The 18,270-nt window shown below is 69.9% G+C and carries 21 protein-coding genes and 2 pseudogenes; 12 read left to right on the top strand and 11 right to left on the bottom strand.

What is annotated here, in order from left to right; all coding sequences use genetic code 11:
- Positions 1 to 29: 29 nt before the first annotated feature.
- Positions 30 to 545 carry an NUDIX hydrolase gene (locus AC0IY0_RS08705; protein WP_147907621.1) on the bottom strand — a complete coding sequence of 172 codons (516 nt, stop codon included), beginning with the start codon at positions 543 to 545 and terminating at the stop codon, positions 30 to 32.
- A gap of 90 nt (positions 546 to 635) precedes the next feature.
- Positions 636 to 1,376, bottom strand: a complete 741-nt coding sequence (locus AC0IY0_RS08700) for a DUF429 domain-containing protein (protein WP_147907620.1) — start codon at positions 1,374 to 1,376, stop codon at positions 636 to 638.
- Between the two features lie 95 nt (positions 1,377 to 1,471).
- Between AC0IY0_RS08700 and AC0IY0_RS08695 the strand changes: the two genes are divergently transcribed.
- Positions 1,472 to 2,353 carry an HpcH/HpaI aldolase/citrate lyase family protein gene (locus tag AC0IY0_RS08695; RefSeq protein WP_471763596.1) on the top strand — a complete coding sequence of 294 codons (882 nt, stop codon included), beginning with the start codon at positions 1,472 to 1,474 and terminating at the stop codon, positions 2,351 to 2,353.
- Positions 2,350 to 2,820 (top strand): dUTP diphosphatase, encoded by a 471-nt coding sequence (dut, locus tag AC0IY0_RS08690; protein WP_471763594.1) that lies wholly within the window; start codon positions 2,350 to 2,352, stop codon positions 2,818 to 2,820. The genes AC0IY0_RS08695 and dut overlap by 4 nt, the downstream gene beginning before the upstream one ends.
- 353 nt (positions 2,821 to 3,173) lie before the next feature.
- Here the strand turns inward: dut and AC0IY0_RS08685 are convergent, their stop codons facing one another.
- The gene (locus AC0IY0_RS08685) at positions 3,174 to 4,040 is read right to left on the bottom strand and encodes an ATP-binding protein (protein ID WP_419829633.1); all 867 of its coding nucleotides are present in this window, start codon (positions 4,038 to 4,040) and stop codon (positions 3,174 to 3,176) included.
- A 151-nt stretch (positions 4,041 to 4,191) separates the two neighbouring features.
- Between AC0IY0_RS08685 and AC0IY0_RS08680 the strand changes: the two genes are divergently transcribed.
- The 7 genes and pseudogenes from AC0IY0_RS08680 to AC0IY0_RS08650 form a co-directional block, all read left to right on the top strand.
- On the top strand, positions 4,192 to 4,635 hold the full coding sequence (locus AC0IY0_RS08680; protein ID WP_471763592.1) for an OsmC family protein: 444 nt from the start codon (positions 4,192 to 4,194) through the stop codon (positions 4,633 to 4,635).
- 116 nt (positions 4,636 to 4,751) lie between these two features.
- Positions 4,752 to 5,117 (top strand): YybH family protein, encoded by a 366-nt coding sequence (locus tag AC0IY0_RS08675; RefSeq protein WP_471763590.1) that lies wholly within the window; start codon positions 4,752 to 4,754, stop codon positions 5,115 to 5,117.
- Positions 5,118 to 5,208: 91 nt separating this feature from the next.
- Positions 5,209 to 6,567: a serine--tRNA ligase gene (serS, locus tag AC0IY0_RS08670; protein WP_471763588.1), complete on the top strand. Its 1,359-nt coding sequence runs from the start codon at positions 5,209 to 5,211 to the stop codon at positions 6,565 to 6,567.
- Positions 6,567 to 7,331, top strand: a complete 765-nt coding sequence (gene surE, locus AC0IY0_RS08665; protein ID WP_147907613.1) for a 5'/3'-nucleotidase SurE — start codon at positions 6,567 to 6,569, stop codon at positions 7,329 to 7,331. The genes serS and surE overlap by 1 nt, the downstream gene beginning before the upstream one ends.
- Positions 7,328 to 7,975 (top strand): protein-L-isoaspartate O-methyltransferase family protein, encoded by a 648-nt coding sequence (locus AC0IY0_RS08660; protein WP_471763586.1) that lies wholly within the window; start codon positions 7,328 to 7,330, stop codon positions 7,973 to 7,975. Before surE ends, AC0IY0_RS08660 begins: the two co-directional genes overlap by 4 nt.
- A 45-nt stretch (positions 7,976 to 8,020) precedes the next feature.
- On the top strand, positions 8,021 to 8,272 hold the full coding sequence (locus AC0IY0_RS08655; RefSeq protein WP_147938385.1) for a DUF4926 domain-containing protein: 252 nt from the start codon (positions 8,021 to 8,023) through the stop codon (positions 8,270 to 8,272).
- A 41-nt stretch (positions 8,273 to 8,313) separates the two neighbouring features.
- A pseudogene (locus AC0IY0_RS08650) lies at positions 8,314 to 8,619 on the top strand (DUF6883 domain-containing protein); the annotation flags it as partial.
- A 299-nt stretch (positions 8,620 to 8,918) separates the two neighbouring features.
- On the opposite strand, the gene AC0IY0_RS08645 reads toward AC0IY0_RS08650, so the two are convergent.
- The 6 genes from AC0IY0_RS08645 to AC0IY0_RS08620 form a co-directional block, all read right to left on the bottom strand.
- Complete coding sequence (locus AC0IY0_RS08645) at positions 8,919 to 9,797, bottom strand: phytoene/squalene synthase family protein (protein ID WP_471763584.1); 879 nt, start codon at positions 9,795 to 9,797, stop codon at positions 8,919 to 8,921.
- Positions 9,797 to 10,195, bottom strand: coding sequence for an Mth938-like domain-containing protein (locus AC0IY0_RS08640; RefSeq protein WP_147907608.1), 399 nt, complete (start codon positions 10,193 to 10,195; stop codon positions 9,797 to 9,799). The genes AC0IY0_RS08645 and AC0IY0_RS08640 overlap by 1 nt, the downstream gene beginning before the upstream one ends.
- A gap of 12 nt (positions 10,196 to 10,207) precedes the next feature.
- Positions 10,208 to 11,149 carry a protein translocase subunit SecF gene (secF, locus tag AC0IY0_RS08635; RefSeq protein ID WP_147907607.1) on the bottom strand — a complete coding sequence of 314 codons (942 nt, stop codon included), beginning with the start codon at positions 11,147 to 11,149 and terminating at the stop codon, positions 10,208 to 10,210.
- Positions 11,150 to 11,382: 233 nt separating this feature from the next.
- Positions 11,383 to 12,987, bottom strand: a complete 1,605-nt coding sequence (gene secD / locus AC0IY0_RS08630; protein ID WP_147907606.1) for a protein translocase subunit SecD — start codon at positions 12,985 to 12,987, stop codon at positions 11,383 to 11,385.
- A 57-nt stretch (positions 12,988 to 13,044) separates the two neighbouring features.
- Positions 13,045 to 13,380 carry a preprotein translocase subunit YajC gene (yajC, locus tag AC0IY0_RS08625; protein WP_147907605.1) on the bottom strand — a complete coding sequence of 112 codons (336 nt, stop codon included), beginning with the start codon at positions 13,378 to 13,380 and terminating at the stop codon, positions 13,045 to 13,047.
- Between the two features lie 120 nt (positions 13,381 to 13,500).
- Entirely contained in the window at positions 13,501 to 14,385 is an 885-nt protein-coding gene (locus tag AC0IY0_RS08620; RefSeq protein ID WP_471763581.1) for an alpha/beta fold hydrolase, read from the bottom strand.
- Positions 14,386 to 14,521: 136 nt separating this feature from the next.
- Between AC0IY0_RS08620 and AC0IY0_RS08615 the strand changes: the two genes are divergently transcribed.
- Both AC0IY0_RS08615 and AC0IY0_RS08610 read left to right on the top strand, forming a co-directional pair.
- Positions 14,522 to 14,914: a YidB family protein gene (locus AC0IY0_RS08615; protein ID WP_471763580.1), complete on the top strand. Its 393-nt coding sequence runs from the start codon at positions 14,522 to 14,524 to the stop codon at positions 14,912 to 14,914.
- 172 nt (positions 14,915 to 15,086) lie between these two features.
- Positions 15,087 to 15,437 (top strand): annotated as a pseudogene (locus tag AC0IY0_RS08610) (YidB family protein); the annotation flags it as partial.
- A 92-nt stretch (positions 15,438 to 15,529) separates the two neighbouring features.
- Here AC0IY0_RS08610 and AC0IY0_RS08605 read toward each other — a convergent pair.
- On the bottom strand, positions 15,530 to 16,981 hold the full coding sequence (locus AC0IY0_RS08605) for a peptidoglycan DD-metalloendopeptidase family protein (RefSeq protein ID WP_471763579.1): 1,452 nt from the start codon (positions 16,979 to 16,981) through the stop codon (positions 15,530 to 15,532).
- 190 nt (positions 16,982 to 17,171) lie between these two features.
- On the opposite strand from AC0IY0_RS08605, the gene AC0IY0_RS08600 reads away from it, so the two are divergent.
- Positions 17,172 to 17,717: a GNAT family N-acetyltransferase gene (locus AC0IY0_RS08600; protein ID WP_147907600.1), complete on the top strand. Its 546-nt coding sequence runs from the start codon at positions 17,172 to 17,174 to the stop codon at positions 17,715 to 17,717.
- Between the two features lie 44 nt (positions 17,718 to 17,761).
- On the opposite strand, the gene AC0IY0_RS08595 is transcribed toward AC0IY0_RS08600, so the two are convergent.
- The gene (locus tag AC0IY0_RS08595) at positions 17,762 to 18,082 is read right to left on the bottom strand and encodes a hypothetical protein (protein ID WP_419829639.1); all 321 of its coding nucleotides are present in this window, start codon (positions 18,080 to 18,082) and stop codon (positions 17,762 to 17,764) included.
- Positions 18,083 to 18,270 lie beyond the last annotated feature (188 nt).

The raw sequence follows: 18,270 nt of genomic DNA, 5'->3' as shown, positions 1-18,270 counted from the left end.
TCGGGATCTTCGCAGATGCGAGATCCGGGTCAGCGATCGTGCCAAGTCAGAACGCGCGGCCGAGGCGGAATAGTCCCGGCCGCGAGATCGGCCGCGAGATCGGCCAGCCCCGCCGGCTCGACGCGCTCGCCGCTCGCCTTGAGTTCGGCCAGCGGCCACCAGCGGGTTCCGATCACCGGGTTGTCCTCGGTCTCGGCGAGCTGGCTGGTATCGACCCGGTCGTCGGGCAGGCGGACCAGGAAGTAGCGCTCCCGGGCATCCCGCGACTGGCGGAACAGGTGGAACGGGCCGTCGCAGGCCGCGACCTGCGGGCCTATCGCGACGTCATCGCGGCCGATCTCCTCGCCCAGCTCCCTGCGGCAGGCGGTGACGTGGTCCTCGCCGGGTTCCAGTCCGCCACCGGGCATGAACCAGAAGCGCAGCGGCTCGCCGTCCGGCCCCTTGGCGTGGACGGAGGCGTACGCGATCAGCAGGATCCGGTCCTGCGGGTCGAGGACGATCGCCCGGGCAATGTGGCGGATCGCGGGTGTGTTCGGTTCGCTCATGCAATTGAGCTAGAGCACGAGGCCACAGACGGACACCGCTCAGCCGCGATCACCAAGTTGTGAGCGATCACAAGACCTCGAGGTGGCGGGTCACAGCACCCGCGCGGCCGGCGCCCAGATCACCACCGGCAGGCCGTACCCATCCCGCTCAGGCGGGTCCGGCAGCGGCACCGCGGTGCCCTCGAGGATGTCCCGTGCCACCAACAAGGCGGCGAGGGCGTCGAGGTGGTCGTCGGCCGGCACGCCCTTGGCGCGGACCTCGATCAGGGCGACCGGCAAGCCCGCAGCCTCCAGCAGGCTCCGGCGCAGGGCGAGGCCCTCGCGGGCCCGGGCGCCCTTCTTGGGCAGGCCGAGGGGCCGGAGGCCGTTCAGGGCGTGGAACGCCACCTCCGGGTGAACCTCGTGGACGCGTGCCAACGCCACCGGCCGCGCCCGCAGCAGCGTGTCCACCGCGCGGACGGCGCGGAAGATGTTGTAGCCCTGGATCGAGGGCGCGAAGGGCGGGTCGCTCGTCGCCCGGGCGATGGCCTTGGCCGCGTCGTAATCCGCCGCGTAGACCGCCGCCCGGGCCGGCATCGGGAACACGGACGATCGGGCCGGGCCGAGCCGGAGGCGGGCGGCCCTGTCGGCACCCCGGCCGCCGGAAACGATCCGGTCCGGCAGGCCGATCGGCACGTCGATGCCGACGATCAGCGGCTGCTCCGGCGCGTCGAGGAGTGCGGCCACGTCGGGAAACAGGGCGCAGCGGTACCGACCGGGATCGTCGAGGTCGAGGAGCGCCCCCGCCCAGGCGCCTCGGCAGCCGTCCAGCCCCGCGACCCAGCGCGCCATCCCGTCCCCGCATCCCGCGATCCGTTCTTGCCCGGGACGCGGTGGAAAGCTATCGGCGACCGCAAGGGCATCGCCGCCGGCCCGGGAGAAGCGTGATGAGCGAGATCCGTCCCCGTCGCAGCGTGCTGGCCATGCCCGGCTCCAACGCCCGCGCCCTCGACAAGGCGCGCACGCTGCCCGCCGACGTGATCCTGATCGACCTGGAAGATGGGGTCGCGCCGGAGAAGAAGGCCGAGGCCCGCGCCCTCGTGGCCGCGGCGGTCTCGGGATCGGGCTTCGGCTCGCGCGAGGTGGTCGTGCGGATCAACCCGCCCGAGACCGAGGACGGCGAGGCTGACCTCGCGGCGCTGGCCGGCGCCGGCCCGGATGCGATCCTGGTGCCGAAGGTGCGCAGCTCCGACGCGCTGATCGCGGTGGGCGCCCGCCTGCGCCGGCTTGGAGCGCCCGCGGCGACGCGGATCTGGGCGATGATCGAGTCCCCGATGGCGGTGGTGAACGCCGCCGAGATCGCCGGGGCCGCGCGGGACGTGGATGGACGGCTCGCCGCCCTGGTGATCGGCCCCAACGACCTCAAGAAGGCGGCCCGGATCCGCCCCCCGGGCCGGGCCGCCCTGGTGCCCTGGCTGATGAATGTCCTGGCCGCCGCCCGGGCCTACGAGATCGAGGCAATCGACGGGGTTTTTTCCGGTCTCGACGACGCGGCGGGATTTGAAGCGGAATGCGCCGAAGGCCGCAACCTGGGCTTCGACGGCAAGATGCTGATCCACCCGAGCCAGATCGGCCCGGCCAACGCCGCGTTCGGACCCGACGCGGCCGAGATCGCGGAGGCCCGCCGGGTCGCCGCGGCCTTCGATGCGCCGGAGACCCAGGCCTACGGGGTCATCGCGCTGGACGGGCGCATGGTCGAGCGCCTCCATGTCGAGGCCGCGCGGCGCACCCTGGCCTTGGCCGAGGCGATCGAACGGCTCGGCGCGTGAACGAGCTCCCCGAGGTCGGCCTGCGTCTCCTCGACCCGCGGCTGCCTGGCTGGGGCTTCCCGCGCTGGGGCTCGGCGGCGGCGGCCGGGCTCGACCTCCACGCCTGCCTGGACGCGCCGCTGACGCTGCCGCCCCGGGGCGCACCGGCCCTGATCCCGGCGGGCTTCTGCGTGCTGATCCGCGACCCCGCCTGGTGCGGCCTGATCTTCCCGCGCTCCGGACGCGGCCACCGGGACGGCTTGGTGCTGGGCAACGGCACCGGAGTGATCGACGCGGATTACGAAGGCCCCCTGATGGTCTCGGCCTGGAATCGCGACGACGCGCGGCCGATCCGGATCGAGCCGGGCGACCGGATCGCCCAACTGGTCTTAACCCGCGTGACCCGGCCGGTCCTCACCGTGCTGGAGGACGAGCCCGGTTCGGGTTCGGGCCGAGGGGCAGGGGGGTTCGGGTCGAGCGGTCGGTAGGGCCCCGGGCGATACGCGGGTGACGGAGATCGCCGGTTGGCGCCCCGCCCCTCAAGCCAGATCATTCCCGAAGGCGATCACCTCGTATCGCGCGAGCCCGACGTAGCTGCCGATGGGTCGCAAGGCCCAAGCCGAACATGCCCTGACGTATCGCGCCGTGCCGACCAGTCGAAGGTCGACTCCCGAGATACGACGGCGGCCGAACGATTCACCGTGTCGTCCCGGCGGGGCGCCGGAGACGGGGACGACACGGTGCGTGGACCGATCTCGGCGCATCCACCGATCCCGCCGCCGATGACCGTCTGAGGCTGCGTCCGCCGGGATGCCGCGCATGTTCTAGGCGGTCAAACGCCTCAATCCAGCACCTTCCCCATCCGCCCGGCCAGGTCCTGGATGAACTGGAAGGCGGTGCGGCCCGAGCGGGAGCCCCGGGTGGTGGCCCATTCCAGGGCCTCGGCGCGCAGGCGCTCCGCGGGCAGGTCCAGGCCATAGCGCTCGGCATAGGCGCGGATCATCGCCAGGAACTCGTCCTGGCTGCATTTGTGGAAGCCGAGCCAGAGGCCGAACCGGTCCGAGAGGGAGACCTTCTCCTCCACGGCCTCGCCGGGGTTGATCGCCGTGGAGCGCTCGTTCTCGACCATGTCGCGGGCCAGCAGGTGCCGGCGGTTCGAGGTGGCGTAGAACAGGACGTTCCCAGGCCGGCCCTCTATGCCGCCGTCCAGCGCGGTCTTGAGCGACTTGTACGAGGTGTCGTCGCCGTCGAAGGACAGGTCGTCGCAATAGACCAGCCAGCGATGCGGGTCGGGCCGCAGCAGGGCCATCAAGTCGGGCAGGGCCTCGATATCCTCCCGGTGGATCTCCACCAGCTTCATCGGCCGCGCACCCTCGGGACGGCGGGCGTTGATCTCGGCATGGGCCGCCTTGACCAGCGAGGACTTGCCCATGCCGCGGGCGCCCCACAGCAGGGCGTTGTTGGCCGGCAGGCCGCGGGCGAAGCGCTCGGTGTTCTCGATCAGCGTGTCGCGCGCCCGGTCGATGCCGGTGAGCAGGCCGATCTCCACCCGCGCCACCTGTGGCACCGGGGTGAGCCGCCGCTCCGGTCCCCACAGGAAGGCGTCGGCGGCGTTCGGGTCGAAGGCCGGCTGGGCGGGCGGCGCAGCGCGCTCCAGGGCGGTGGCGATCCGCTCCAGGAGCGGCATCAGGGTCTCGAGGCTCGTCATCGGATCGGGGGTTCGCTTCCGGATCGGTCGAGCAACCGTACTACGGCGTTCGGTGGCGGAAATCATCTGTCCCCGTGCGGCTCGAACGCGAAGCCGGATCGGGCGTTAAATATTCCGCGAGGGCGGTCGTGTCGGCCCCGGGAGGGCGCCGATGGATGCGGGACCGACGATCCGGATCACCCAGGTCGGGGCTTACGTCTTCACCGTCGATTTCGGTGCGGGCCTTCCGGGCCTCCTCACCGACGAGGCGCCCCCGGTCGGCGGCGGCACAGGTCCGCTCCCCGAGCAGCTGCTGGCATCGGGCGTGGCGAACTGCCTGTGCGCCAGCCTGGTCTTCGCCCTCGGCAAGTTCCGGCAGGACGCGCAGGGCGTCGCCGCCGAGGCGACTTGCCGGATGGCACGCAACCCGGAGGGCCGCCTGCGGATCGGCGGGATCGACGTGCGCATCCGGCTGGGGGCCGCGGCCGAGGCCATGCCCCGAATCGACCGGGTGCTGGAGCAGTTCGAACGCTTCTGCACGGTCTCGGAGAGCGTGAAGGCCGGGATCCCGGTGGCGGTCTCGGTGGAGGATGCCGACGGGGCGCGGCTCGCATGAGCGCCGGCTGGACGTGTGGCGTTTCGGACCTTCCCGCAGCGTCGCGGCCGACATCTCAAACATCCGGGCGCGCGGCCCGAGATGTCACACACTCATAGCCTACACAGGAGTTGCCCGTGGCCCAAGATCACCGACACGCTGCCACCGAGCCGGCGGCGCTGGCCCAGCTCTTCAACGAGCGGGCCAATGCCGGCGATGTCGAGGGCCTGGTGGCGCTCTACGAGCCTGACGCGGTGCTGGCCGCCGGCCGCGTCGTGGCCACGGGTCATGCCGAGATCCGGGCCTTCTACACGGACCTGTTGGCGCGCAAGTCCGACTTCCCGGCCCCCGAGACGCTGGAGCCCGTGCGCAACGGCGCCCTTGCGTTGACCTTCGCCCGGCTGCCCAACGGCGCGCTGTCCGTGGAGGTCGCCCGCGCGCAGCCGGACGGCACCTGGCTCTGGGCGATCGACCAGCTGAAGATCGCGCCCCCGAAGGCGTGAGGGCGGCCTGCGCTTGTCCCACCGGACGCGATGCGGCAAAGCGTGGGCCGCGCGCGCCGAGCCTCGTGCGCCGCAGATCCGAGCCAACACGATGCACGACATCCGCGCCATCCGGGACAACCCGGACGCCTTCGACCGCGACCTCGCCCGCCGGGGCCTCGCGCCGCTCTCGTCCGCGCTGATCGGCCTCGACGAGGCCCGCAAGTCCGCGGTCTCGGCGGCCCAGGCCAACCAGGAGCGGCGCAACGCGCTCGCCAAGGAGATCGGCGGCGCCAAGAAGGCCAAGGACGAGGCGCGCGCGGCCGACCTGATGGCCGAGGTCGCCGCGCTCAAAAGCGCCGAGGCCGACTTGAAGGCGACTCAGGACCGGGCCGACGCGGCGCTGTCCGAAAAACTCGCTGCGATCCCGAACCAGCCCAAGTCCGACGTGCCGGACGGCGCCGACGAGCACAGCAACGTGGTCTACCGCAGCCACGCCTCGACCCGAGAGCGGCTGACCGAAGGCCGCGAGCATTTCGAGCTCGGCGAGGCCAGCGGGCTGATGGATTTCGAATCCGCCGCCAAGCTCTCCGGCTCGCGCTTCGTGGTGCTGAAGGGCCAGCTCGCCCGGCTGGAACGCGCGCTCGGCCAGTTCATGCTCGACCTGCACACGCAGGAGCACGGGTACTTGGAGGTGGCGCCGCCGGTACTGGTGCGGGACGCCGCGATGTTCGGCACCGCACAGCTGCCAAAATTCGAGGATGATCAGTTCTCGGTTTTCAAGGGTCTCGATGCCCCGAAGGCGCAGGAGATCGGCGTGACCCCGGGAGATCAGGACGAGGCCGGCCGGAGCACGTCTGAAAAATTCTGGCTCATCCCCACCGCGGAGGTGCCGCTGACCAACCTCGTCCGCGAATCCATCCTGCGCGAAGAGGAATTGCCCCTGCGCTTCACCGCGCTCACGCCCTGCTTCCGGGCCGAGGCCGGTGCGGCGGGGCGGGATACCCGCGGCATGCTGCGCCAGCACCAGTTCAACAAGGTCGAGATGGTCTCGATCACCACGCCGGAGGAATCCGCCAACGAGCACGAGCGCATGCTCACCTGCGCGGAGGCGGTCCTGAAGAAACTCGATCTGCCCTACCGGGTGATGACGCTCTGCACCGGCGACATGGGCTTCGCGTCCCAGAAGACCTACGACATCGAGGTCTGGGTGCCCGGCCAGCGCACCCACCGCGAGATCTCGTCGTGCTCGGTGTGCGGCCCGTTCCAGGCCCGCCGGATGAACGCCCGCTACCGGGGCAAGGACGGCAAGCCGGCCTATGTCCACACGCTGAACGGCTCGGGGGTGGCGGTCGGCCGCGCCCTCATCGCCGTGATGGAGAACTACCAGAACCCGGACGGGAGCATCACGATCCCGTCGGTGCTCCACCCCTACATGGGCGGGCTCAACCGGATCGAAGGGGCCCGCTGATGCGCATCCTAGTCACCAACGACGACGGCATCCACGCGCCGGGGCTCGCCACCCTGGAGGAGATCGCCCGGGAGCTGTCCGACGACGTCTGGGTAGTCGCGCCCGAGAGCGACCAATCCGGCGTCTCGCACTCGCTGTCGCTGAACGACCCGCTGCGCCTGCGGCAGGTCTCGGAGCAGCGCTTCGCCGTGAAGGGCACGCCGTCCGACTGCGTGATCCTGGGCGTGCGCCACATTCTCGGCGAGCACGGGCCGGATCTCGTCCTGTCGGGGGTCAACCGCGGCCAGAACGTCGCCGAGGACGTGACCTATTCGGGCACGATCGCGGCCGCCATGGAGGGCACGATCCTCGGCATCCGCTCGATCGCCCTGAGCCAGGCCTACGGCGCGGGCGGGCGGACCAATCTCAAGTGGGATTGCGCCCGCGAGCACGGGCCGAAGGTGATCCGCAAGATCCTCGAGACCGGCATTGAGCCCGGCATCCTGATCAACGTGAATTTTCCGGACTGCGAACCGGCCGACGTGCAGGGCATTGCGGTGGCCGCGCAGGGCTTCCGCAACCAGGCGCTGCTGTCGATCGATGCAAGGATGGACGGGCGCGGCAACCCGTATTTCTGGCTGGCCTTCGCCAAGGCCCGGTTCGAGCCGGGCCACGGCTCGGACCTGAAGGCGATCGCCGAGAAGAAGATCTCGGTGACGCCCCTGCGCCTGGACCTCACGGACGAGCCGACGCTCACCCGCTTTGCGCAGGCCTTCTCGGCGTGATCGACCTGGGCAGCCTCGAGGAGGCTGCCGGCAACGCGGCCTTCGTCATGGCGCTCCGCGGCCGGGGGATGCGGGACACCGCGATCCTGCGGGCCATGGAGCTGGTCCCGCGAGAGCCGTTCGCCCCCGAGGCCCACCGCGCCCAGGCTCGGCGCGACCTCGCCCTGCCGCTGTCCTGCGGCGCCTCGATGACGGCGCCCACGCAGGTGGCCCAGATGCTGGCGCTGCTGCGGATCGAACCCGGTCTCCGTGTCCTGGAGATCGGCACCGGCTCAGGGTACGTCACGGCGCTGCTCGCCCGGCTCGGGGCCGGGGCCGTCCTCAGCCTGGAGCGCTACGCGACGCTCGCCCATGAGGCCGCCGCGCGGCTCGCCGCCCAGTCCGAGGTGCACGTCGTCCAGGCCGACGGCCTCGCCCCGGAGCTGCCGGACGGCGGCTTCGACCGCATCCTGGTCCATGGCAGCGTCGACGCCATCCCGTCGCACTGGCGCGCGGCCCTCGAACCGGGCGGGCGCCTGGTGACGGGCCTCAGCCGAGAGGGCCGGTGCCGGATCGCGACGCTGGCGACGCCCGATGCGGACCCGGAACTCGGGCCACCGATACGTTTGGCGGGGCTGGTGCCGGGCTTGGCGCGGGTGCTGTGAGGCTGAAGCCTTGCGTCGTCGCGCACGACCCGCCATCCCGCCGACATGTCGGTCGACGCATTCTACAGCGTCAGGCGCGAGGAGCCGCAGTCGGACCTTCGGGACCTCGACCGAGTGGCGCTGAGGGCGCATGCGATAACTGACGACGGCGTGACAATGGAGCCCGGCACCGAGGGAACGATCGTCGGAATCTGGCGGGACGGGGAAGCCTGCGACGTCGAGTTCGCGCATCCGATGGGCGCCCTCGCGACGGTCGAGGCCAGCGACCTCCGCCTCGTGAAGCGCGGGCCGGCTTGACCCTCCCGGACTGGCCTCTGAGCTGATCGCTCGACCCGCGCACGATCAGCAGCTACCTCCTGGATGAAATCCATATCGGAGGGGGTCCGAAAGCACGCTTCTTCAAGCGCTCCGGATTCGGGATGCACGATCCCCTGACGTCCTCAGCCGCCCTCCTCGATCACCCGGCGGACACCACCTTCGTGGTGGAGACGATGTCTGGGCGCGGCGACGTGAAAGTGATCTTCGCGGGGCCTCTCGTCACGCCCGATGGACGCAATCCGCAGGTGCGCACGGTGTGGCGCCTCGATGCCGCGCGCAACGCTTGCTTCGTCACCGCCGTGCCTCTGACCCTAATCCCTGCCTGAGATGGTCTGGCACCACCCCCAAAGCTCGTGCCGGTTCATTACCGATTGAATTCAAAAGCCGACCCGGTGGGCTGTCGCACCGGGCTGCTTCGCTGCGCTCGCAATGGCGATGCCGTCCCGAGCACCACCCCTTTCCCGGGCGCATGCAGCGTCAGCGGAATGCGACCCTAGACCAAGCACATGACGCCGCGAAGCGTCTGCGTTGCTTCTCGATCGTGCTGCTGCGCGACACTTCCTCTGCCGGATTCCGGACCGTCGTCCACTGCGTCACCGGCGTCCGGAAAAGGGCGTCGCCTCCCCTAAGAAATCCGCCGCGACGCCCGCCACAACCGCCACAGCCGCCGCCAGCGCGGCAGGTCGGTGACGGTGTTGAGCGGGTCGTAGCTCGCCCGCTCCATCGTCGCCAGGTAGGGCTCGACCAGGGCTACCGGCAGGAACGCCGTACCGGCGAGCGGCGCGATCGCCGGACGAGCGGCCTCGAAAGCCTTGAGATGGGTCCGGGCGATGTCGCGCAGGTCGGCGCAGGCCCGGCGCAGGCCGGGGCCGCCGCGGCCGCTGGTGATGTCCTCGCGGGTCACTCCGTAGCGGCCCAGGATGTCCGCCGGCAGGTAGACCTGCCCCGAGCGGGCATGCCACGGCAGGGCGCGGAGCAACCCGGTGATGCCATAGGCGACGCCGGCATGGCCGGCGGCCCCCGCGCCGCCCGGTTCGGTGCCGTTGCCGATCACAAGGCTCGCCAACCGGAACAGCGCCGAGGCGGTCTCGCCGCAATAGCCCTCCAGGTCGTTCACCCGGGGCATCGGGTCCTCGTAGAGGTCGAACACCCGGGCATCGACCAGGTCGACGAAGGGCTGCCGCAGCAGGCGGTTGACCCGGATCGCCTCCTCGAGCGCCGCCGCAACCGGGTTGGCGCGCACGTCACCCCGGGCCTCGCCCTGGAGGGCGTCGCGCCACCATTGCAGGCGGATCTCGCCGGCCATCGGGTTCGAGGCCGCCTCGCGCACCCGCGCGACGGTCAGGCTGAAGGCATAGAGGGCGAAGAGGTGCGGGCGGGCGGCGGCCGGGGCGAACAAGGTCGCATAATAACGGTCGGGGTCTCCGTCGCGGACCAGCTGCTCGCAATGGGTCTGCGCGAAAGCCAGGCCGGTCTCGGCGGGCTTGTCATCGACCTCCGGCATCAATCGACCACGATCAGGGCGGCCGCGACCTTCCGGTTCTCGGCCACCAGGATGTTGTAAGTTCGGGCCGCCGCCCCGGTCTGCATCACGTCCAGCCCGACGCCGGCATCCTTGAGCCAGCCGCGCAGGGACGGATCGATCGCCGCGATGTCGAGGCCAGTGCCGACCAGCAGCAGCTCGATCTCCGCCGCCTCGGCCTGGACCGGGCGCAGGGCCGTGCGGTCGATCGCCTTCGGCGACGTCACGTCCCACGCCCGAACGCCCGACGGCAGGAGCAGGAGCGAGCCGCGATGCGACATCCCGGCGAAGCGGAAGCCGCCATTGCCGTAGGTGTCGATGATGTGGCGCCCCGGCACGAAGCCGGACTCGAAACTCTTCGGACTCGGCTGCTCGGCCATCTCGGGGACAAACTACTCCGCGGGTTGCGGGACACCGGACCGCTCGGCCGCCGCGCGGGCGCCCGAGAGCATCAGCCCCAGATAGATCAACACCGGAGTCGACACGAAGATCGCCGAGTAGGTGCAGATCACGACGCCGCAGAGCATCACGGTGGCGAAGCCCTTGATCGCCTCGCCGCCGAACAGCACCAGCGCGAGCAGCGACAGGCCGGACGAGATCGAGGTCATCACGGTCCGCGACATGGTCGAGTTGATCGACAGGTTGAGCAGGTCGACCGTAGGGATCGTCTTGTAGCGTCGCATCAGCTCGCGGGTCCGGTCGAACACCACCACGGTCTCGTTGAGCGAGTAGCCGACGATGGTCAGGATCGCGGCGATCGAGGTCATGTTGAACTCGATACGGGTGATGATGAACACGCCGACCGTGAGCACGATGTCGTGGAGCGTGCCGACGATGGCGCCGAGCGCCAGTTCGCGCTCGAATCGGAACCACAGGTAGAGCAGCACCGCGACCACCGACAGCACGACGCCGAGCGTCCCCGACTGGACCAGCTCGCCCGATACGCGCGGGCCGACCGTCTCCGTGCGGCGGAAATCGTAATCGGCGTCGAAGGCGGCGTGCGCCTTGTTCATCACGGCGGTCTGGCCCTGCTCGCCGGGCTGGAGCGGCAGGCGGACCAGCACGGTGCCCTGGTTGCCGAGTTCCTGCACCTCCGGCTCGCCGAAGCCGAAGCCCACCGCGGTGTGCCGGATCGCAGCCACGTCGGCAGTGCCGGACTTGGCCTGCAGCTCGACCAGGGTGCCGCCCTTGAAGTCGATGCCGAAGTTCAGCCCGATGGTGAGGAACAGCACCACGGTAACGAGCGACAGCACCGCCGAGAGCGGAAAGGTGAGCCGCCGGAAGCGCATGAAGTCGAAATGCGATTCATCGGGCCAGAGGCGGAGCAGGCGCATGGTTTCGTCTCGGTTCGCGTATCGGGCGCGAGGGGCCTCCGGATGATCGACGCGGGCTCATCCCGCTCGCTCCGCCAGTCCAGGGCGCCGTAGGCGAGCCCGGGATCCAGACGCACGGCGGCGACAGGATCGGGCGCCGGCGGCGGCTCTGGATCCCCGGCTCCGCTTCGCGGCCCCGGGATGACGGGTCGGTGTCTGATCGCTCGGCCAACCTCCTCGGAAGATTCGAAGCCTTAGAACGGCAGGGCCTTCGGCCTGAACGTCTTATACCACACCGCGATCATCATCCGGGTCAGCGTCACCGCGGTGATGACCGTGGTCAGGATGCCGAGGATGAACACCACGGCGAACCCCTTCACCGGCCCCGAGCCGAGGAAGAACAGGATCAGCGCGGCGATCGCCATGGTCGAGTTCGAGTCGATGATCGTCGCGAAGGCCCGATCGAAGCCGGCCTGGAGCGCGGAGATCAGCGAGCGGCCGGCATGGCTCTCCTCGCGCATGCGCTCGTAGATCAGCACGTTGGAATCCACCGCCGTGCCGATGGTGAGCACGATGCCGGCGATGCCCGGAAGCGTCATGGTCGCCTCCAGCACCGACATCAGGCCCAGGATCAGCCCGACATGGACCATCAGGGCGATGTTGGCGATGAACCCGAAGGTCCCGTAGGTGGCGAACATGAAGCAGACCACGAGGCCCGCCGCCACCAGGGTCGCGAGCTTGCCGGCCTGGATCGAGTCGCGGCCGAGGCCGGGGCCGACGACGCGGCGCTCGACCACGGTGAACTTTGCCGGCAGGGCGCCGGCCCGGAGCAGGACGGACAGGTCGTTGGCCTGCTGAACCGTGAAGTTGCCGGTGATCTGGCCCGAGCCGCCGGTGATCGCAGAACGGATCACCGGAGCCGACACGACCTCGTTGTCGAGCACGATCGCCATGCGCCGGCCGACATTCTCCGAGGTCGCCTGACCGAAGCGCTGGGCTCCGCGCAGGTTGAATTTGAAGCTGACCATCGGCTCATGCGACTGCTGGTCGAAGGCCGGCTGGGCGTCGGTCAGCTCGCCGCCATCCGCCATGACCCGGCGCTCGACCGGGACCTTAGCGCCCTTCTCGTCCTTGGAGGGCAGCATATCGACGTCGCCCGAGGGGCTGTCGGCCAGCATGCGGAACTCGAGCTTGGCGGTGGAGCCGAGCAGCCTTTCCAGGCGCTCCGGGTTCTGCTCGCCCGGGACCTGGATCAGGATCCGGTCGGCGCCCTGCTGCTGGATCGACGGCTCGGTGGTGCCGGTGGAATCGAGCCGCCGGCGGATGACCTCGATGCCCTGGCTCACGGCCCGGCGTGTCCGGTCGGTGATGCCGGCATCGGTGAGCGCCAGGCGGATCACGCCGCCGGGCTGCTCGGTGATGTCGAGGGTGCGGGCGGCGGTCTGGCCGATCGACGTGGTGATCGGCAGCGACAGGTCCTGCAGCTTCGGCAGGACCTTGGCCCGGGCCGCGTCGTCCGCGACCTTCACTTGGACGCCGCGCTGGAGCAGGCCGATGCCACCGTCGGCCCGGACGTTCTCCTGCTGGAGCGTGCGGCGCACGTCGTCGCGCAGGGCCTTGGCCTGGGAGGCGATCAGCTCGTTCTGGTCCACCTCCAGCAGCAGTTGCGAGCCGCCCTGCAGGTCGAGGCCGAGCACGATGCCCCGGGTCGGGACGATCCAGGTCGGGAACCAGGTCGGGAGGCTCGCCACGAAGCCCTTGCGCTGCTCGGGCGAGAAGAAGCTCGGCACGGCGAGCATCAGACCGATCAGGATCGCCGCGAGGGTCGTGATGATCTTCGCACGGGAGAAGCGCAGCATCGGCCGATGTTTTCTCTGTCAGGCCGGCGGGTTACGCCGGCCGCTTCATGGAAGGTGTCAGACGGCCTTGGCCGGTCCGCCCTTGGCGCGGACCTCGGAGATCATCGTCCGGACGACCCGCACGCGGACGTTCGGGGCGATCTCGACCTCGATCTCCGCCTGGTCGTCGACGGCCTTCACGACCCGCCCGACGAGGCCGCCATTGGTGACGACCGTGTCGTCCCGGCGCACGGCCTTGATCAGCGCCTGGTGGTCCTTGACCCGCTTCTGCTGCGGTCGCAGGATCAGGAAATACATGATCACGAAGATCAGGACGAACGGGATCACCTGAAAGGCGATCTCCGCTCCGCCAGCGGCCGTAGCGGCCCCTTGCGCGAAGGCGGGGGTGATCAACGAGCGTCTCCTGCGATTGGCACGCAGGCCTGCCGCCGGAAGCGGCGTCCGCAGACCTGTCTGAAAGCGCGCGGACTATAGCCAGGGGCTACCCGAAAGCAACGCCCCGCGCTCAGACGGTCACAGCAGGCCGAGTACCGCCTCCGCGAAGGCCTCAGGTGCCTCCTGGGGAAAGTTGTGCCCGACCCCCGCGACGATGGCGCGCCGGTACGGCCCGGTGAAGTGCCGGGCGTCGGTGTCTTTCTGAGAAGGCGGCCCGACCCCGTCGTCGGCCCCGAGCAGCACCACCGACGGCACGGTGATGTCCGGCTGAGCCGCCAGCCTTGCCTCGATTCCGGCAAGCGCCGGATCGCCGGGCACAAGCGCGAAGCGATGGCGATAGGAGTGGACCACGACGTCGACGAAATCCGAATTCTCTTCGAAGGACCGTGCGGTCTGGGCGAACGTTTCTTCGGAGAAAGACCACGTGGGCGACCACAGCCGCCACAGTAAGGCGCAGAATTGCGCGCGGCTGGCCGCCAGGCCGGCGCGGCCGCGCGCGCCATGAAGGTAGTACTGGTACCACAACCGGTGCTCGGCCTCCGGCGATGCGGGCTGGGCCGAGGCCTGGATATTCTGGATGTTGTAGCCCACGCCGCAGCTCACGAGCCCCGTCGCCCGCTCCGGCCAGAGCGCCGCCACCACGCAGGCCGCCCGGCCGCCCCAATCGTAGCCGGCCAGCACCGCCCGCCCAATCCCGAGCGCATCCAGGAAGGCCAGGAGATCCGCTCCCAAGGCCGCCTGCTCACCCGAGCGCGGCGTCTGCGGGTCGCGGAACCGGGTCGGCCCGTAGCCCCGCAGGTACGGGATCAGGCAGCGCACGCCCGCAGAGGCCAGGCGTGCCGCCGCCGCATCGTAGGCACGGACGTCGTACGGGAAGCCGTGGAGCAGGACGGCCGGCTTCCCGTCCGCAGGACCGACCTCCAGGTAGGCGACGTCGAGCAGACCGGCCTGCACGCGCTTCATGGATCACCTCTCGCTGCGTCGGATGTTCTAGCCGATCGCCGCGCAATTGCCGCATGCACCGTTGCCGGCCGCCTCTTGCCGCCCGCCGGTCCCGCCCAACCTTGAGCGTGGTGACCAAACCCGGGGATACGACACGATGAGCCTGCGCGATGGTGTGAAGACCCTGATCGGCGACGTTGTCGCGGCGGCCGACCGGGCGGTCGTGAGCGCCGGTAGCGGCAAGCTCGCGCTGGCACTGGCAAAATTCTACCCGGGCGGACTCGTCGCATTCCTGGACCGGCTGCGCGAGGCCGGCCACGGCGGGGCCGTCGACTCGTGGATCGGGTCCGGAGAGAACCATCCCGTCCCGGCCTCCGCGATTGCCGGGTGCCTGCCGGATGCGGTCACCGAGCGACTGGCCTACGATCTCAGCCTGCCGGCCGGCCGCGTGCCGACGGCGCTCGCCGAGTTCCTGCCCGCGGCGGTCGCGGCCCAGAGCGAAGACGGCCGGCTGAAGCCCCAGCCGAACTTCAGCACGCAGATCCGCTGATTTTTTTGATCGGACGCCTTCGGCCGAAGCGGTCGGCGGCCGCCAAGCCTCACGCCAACGGGCGGCCATCGGCCACCGGGAAAAAGCTGTTGCGGATCAAATCGCTAGCGCGTCCGGCCGGTTTCGGTAAGCGGAACGATGCGCTAGGGTCCATACGTACGGAAAGCGACGGGGGATCATCGTGAGCTTGCTCGACAGTCTCGGCGGTTCGTTGGGGCAGATGGCGCTCAAGGCGCTCCCCGGCATCATCCAGCAGGTCCTGCCGGGCGGGCTCAACGCGCTGCTGGATCAGCTCCGCCGCTCCGGCTACGAGAGCCAGGTCAATTCCTGGCTGGGCCGCGGCCCGAACGAGCCGATCACCGCCGACGACCTGCAAAAGGTCCTGGACAACGAGCAGGTCCGCCAGATGGCCGCGAAGCTCGGCATCCCGGTCGACCAGCTGTTTCCGACCCTGGCCAAGACCCTGCCGGAAGCGGTGGACCACCACAGCCCGGACGGATCGCTGCAGGTCCCCAAAGCCTGATCGCAAGAGTTTGATCGTTTAAGCCAGCGGTCGCGAACGAGAACGGCGGCCCCTCTCGGGACCGCCGCACGCGCCGCATCGACTGCGGCGTCTCAGTTGCTGGCGAGCTGGGACATCGGATCCACGGGCGATCCGCCCTTCCGGATCTCGAAGTGCAGCTGCGGCGAGGTGACGTTACCGGAGGCGCCGGACTTCGCGATGGTCTGACCGCGCTTGACCTTGTCGCCGGGCTTCACGTCGATCTCGCCGTTATGGGCGTAGGCCGAGACGAACCCGTTGGCGTGGCGCACCAGCACCAGCTTGCCGTAGCCCTTCACGTCCGAGCCGGCATAGGCCACGGTGCCTTCCTCGGCGGCCTTGACCGGCGTGCCCTCCGGCACCGCGATGTTGATGCCTTCGTTGCCCGACGTGCCATAGCCCGAGATCACCCGGCCCTTGGCGGGCCAGCGGAAGCTCTCCGACGCCGTCGCATCCGCGACGGACCCGGTGGCGGCGGGCTCCGGCTTGGCTGGCGCGGCGGCGACCGGCTTCGGCGCCTCCTTGGCGGCGACCTTCTCGGGCTTCTCGGCGGCTGCGGCCTTCTGGGCCGCCTCCTTGGCGGCCTTCGCTTCGGCGAGCTTCTGGGTGGCTTCAGCCTTCGCGGCCGCCTTGGCCTCGGCCTTGGCTTCCAGGGCCTTCGCCTCGGCCTTGGCCTTCGCCTCAGCCTTCGGGTCGGCCTTCTTCTCGTCCGCCTTGGCGATCTGGCCGGGGCGAACGTGATGCTTCTTGTCGGCGTCCTTCAGAGACGCTTCCTTGCGAGCCTTGTCCTCGGCGACCTTGCGGGCTGCCGTATCCCGAGCCAGCGCCTCCTTGCGGTCCGCTTCCTTCTCGGCGGCGGCGCGCTTGGACGCCTCCTCACGTTTGGAAGCCTCCTCGCGCTTGGCGACCTCCTTGGCCTCCTCGCGCTTCGAGGCGACCTTGGCCTCGACCTGCCGCGCGTCCTCGCGCTTCTCCTCGGCAGCCCGGGCCGGCCGGGCGGTCATCGGAGCCGCGGCCGGGTTCAGCCCCGAGGCGTTGTAGACCGGGATCACGATCTGCCGGCCGGGAGTGATCTGGCTGGCGTTGGACAGGCCGTTCGCCGACAGGATCGCCGAAGCGGGCACGCCGAAGCGCGTCGACATCTGGTTCAGGCTGTCGTTCTTCGAGACCGTGATCTGCGTGCCGCCCTGGGCGCTCCAGCCGGGGGCACCGGTCGAGGCGACCCGGGTGGCCGGCGCAGCCGCCGGGGTCGGGGCCGGGATCGCCGTAGCGGCCGGACGCGAGGCAGCGCCGGGGGCGCCAAGCGCCTCGGACTGGATCCGGCCGGTGCGGATCACCGGCGCCGGCTTCAGGCTACCCTCCGGCAGGCTGCCGGTGGCGGCAGGCTCCGACGAGAAGGGGTTTGAAAAAGGGTTGCTCAGGCGCGATGCGTCCGAGGAACAGGCGGCGGCACCGCCACCGATGATGCCGATGAGGGCGACGCGCGACAGCGTCCGTAACCCTCGACCCGTACCGCGCACCCGCATCGACGCACCCGTTTGCCTGACGCAACTTGATGCCCCAATGAAGACGGATTCAGGTTAAGCAACCGTTCCCGTCCGGCCTATCGGTGAGCGCATGACGCTCTGTCTGAGTAGTGGCCGCACTCTGCGCGGGATGAAAGACCGGGGTTTGACCGTGCCTTTTCCGGTCCGGCCGTCACCCCACATCGGAAAGATGTTTACCATTCGCGCCGCCCGCGACAGCCTCGCCGACCTGCCTTCAATCGAGACCCCACGGCTGTCGATCGCCGCGCTGCGGCCACAGGATGCCCAGGATCTCCGCCGGGTCACCGACGATCCGGCGATCACCGCGGCGGTGGATTTCCTGCCGACTCCCTTCACCGTACGCGACGCCGAAGACCTGATCCGCAGCGGTGGGCGCGGCCAGGACCGCTTCCTGGGGGTCTGGATGCACGACGCGGAGGCGGGCCAGCACGCGGCCGCATCCGACCTTGTCGGCGTGGTCGGCACGCATCTGCGCGGCCCCGGTGCGATCGAGATCGGCTACTGGGTCGGTGGCGCAGCGCGGGGGCGCGGCTTGGCCTACGAGGCGGTCTCGGCGATCCTCGAACTCCTCGGCCGGCGGTTCCCGGCCCGTATCATCGTGGCGGAGTGCCGCCCCGGCAACGTCGCCTCCTGGGGCCTCCTGCAGAAGCTCGGCTTTCGCGACACCGGCGAGGAAGGGCACCGTCCCGGGCGACGCATACTCCAGCGCGGCTGAGCCGCGCATCTTCGCGCCGCAGGACGACTGCAGGCGCCGTCAGGTCAGGTGTTCAGGGCCCCGGCCAGTTCACCCGTCGCAACCTGCGCCGCCTCGGCGGCCCGGCGCTTCTTCTTGCTGCCACCGACCTTGATGGTGCGCTCATCCTCCGACACGCGCTCGACGAGGGCGAAGCCATGTAGTTCGGCCAGGCAGGCCAGATCCTGCTCCGGCTCCTCAAGCAAGGCATAGAAGGCGGCCCGCACGATATCCTTCTTGGAGGCATCGGGGTGCTTCTCCCGGACGGCGGCGCGCAACGCCTTCGGCGTCATGCCGGGCGCGGCGACACTCCGCAACGTATCCGACAAAGCCTTGATCACCGGCATGTTCTAAGATCCTCAACCCGCATACGCATCACAGGCGAAGTCTATTACGAGAGTTTACGGCGCCACCGCAAGTTCATTGCGATTCCGGAATCGCTCGAATTGTATGGATTTACCAACCTCTGTGCCGAGAATATACCGGATTGGAGAAGTTCTATATTTTAATTCAGCGATCAAACCCAGACCGAGGC

The sequence above is a fragment of the Methylobacterium sp. AC315 genome, from assembly GCF_979253755.1.
Note: the sequence above shows the minus strand (reverse complement) of the source record. Positions and strands in the feature narration are given on the sequence as shown.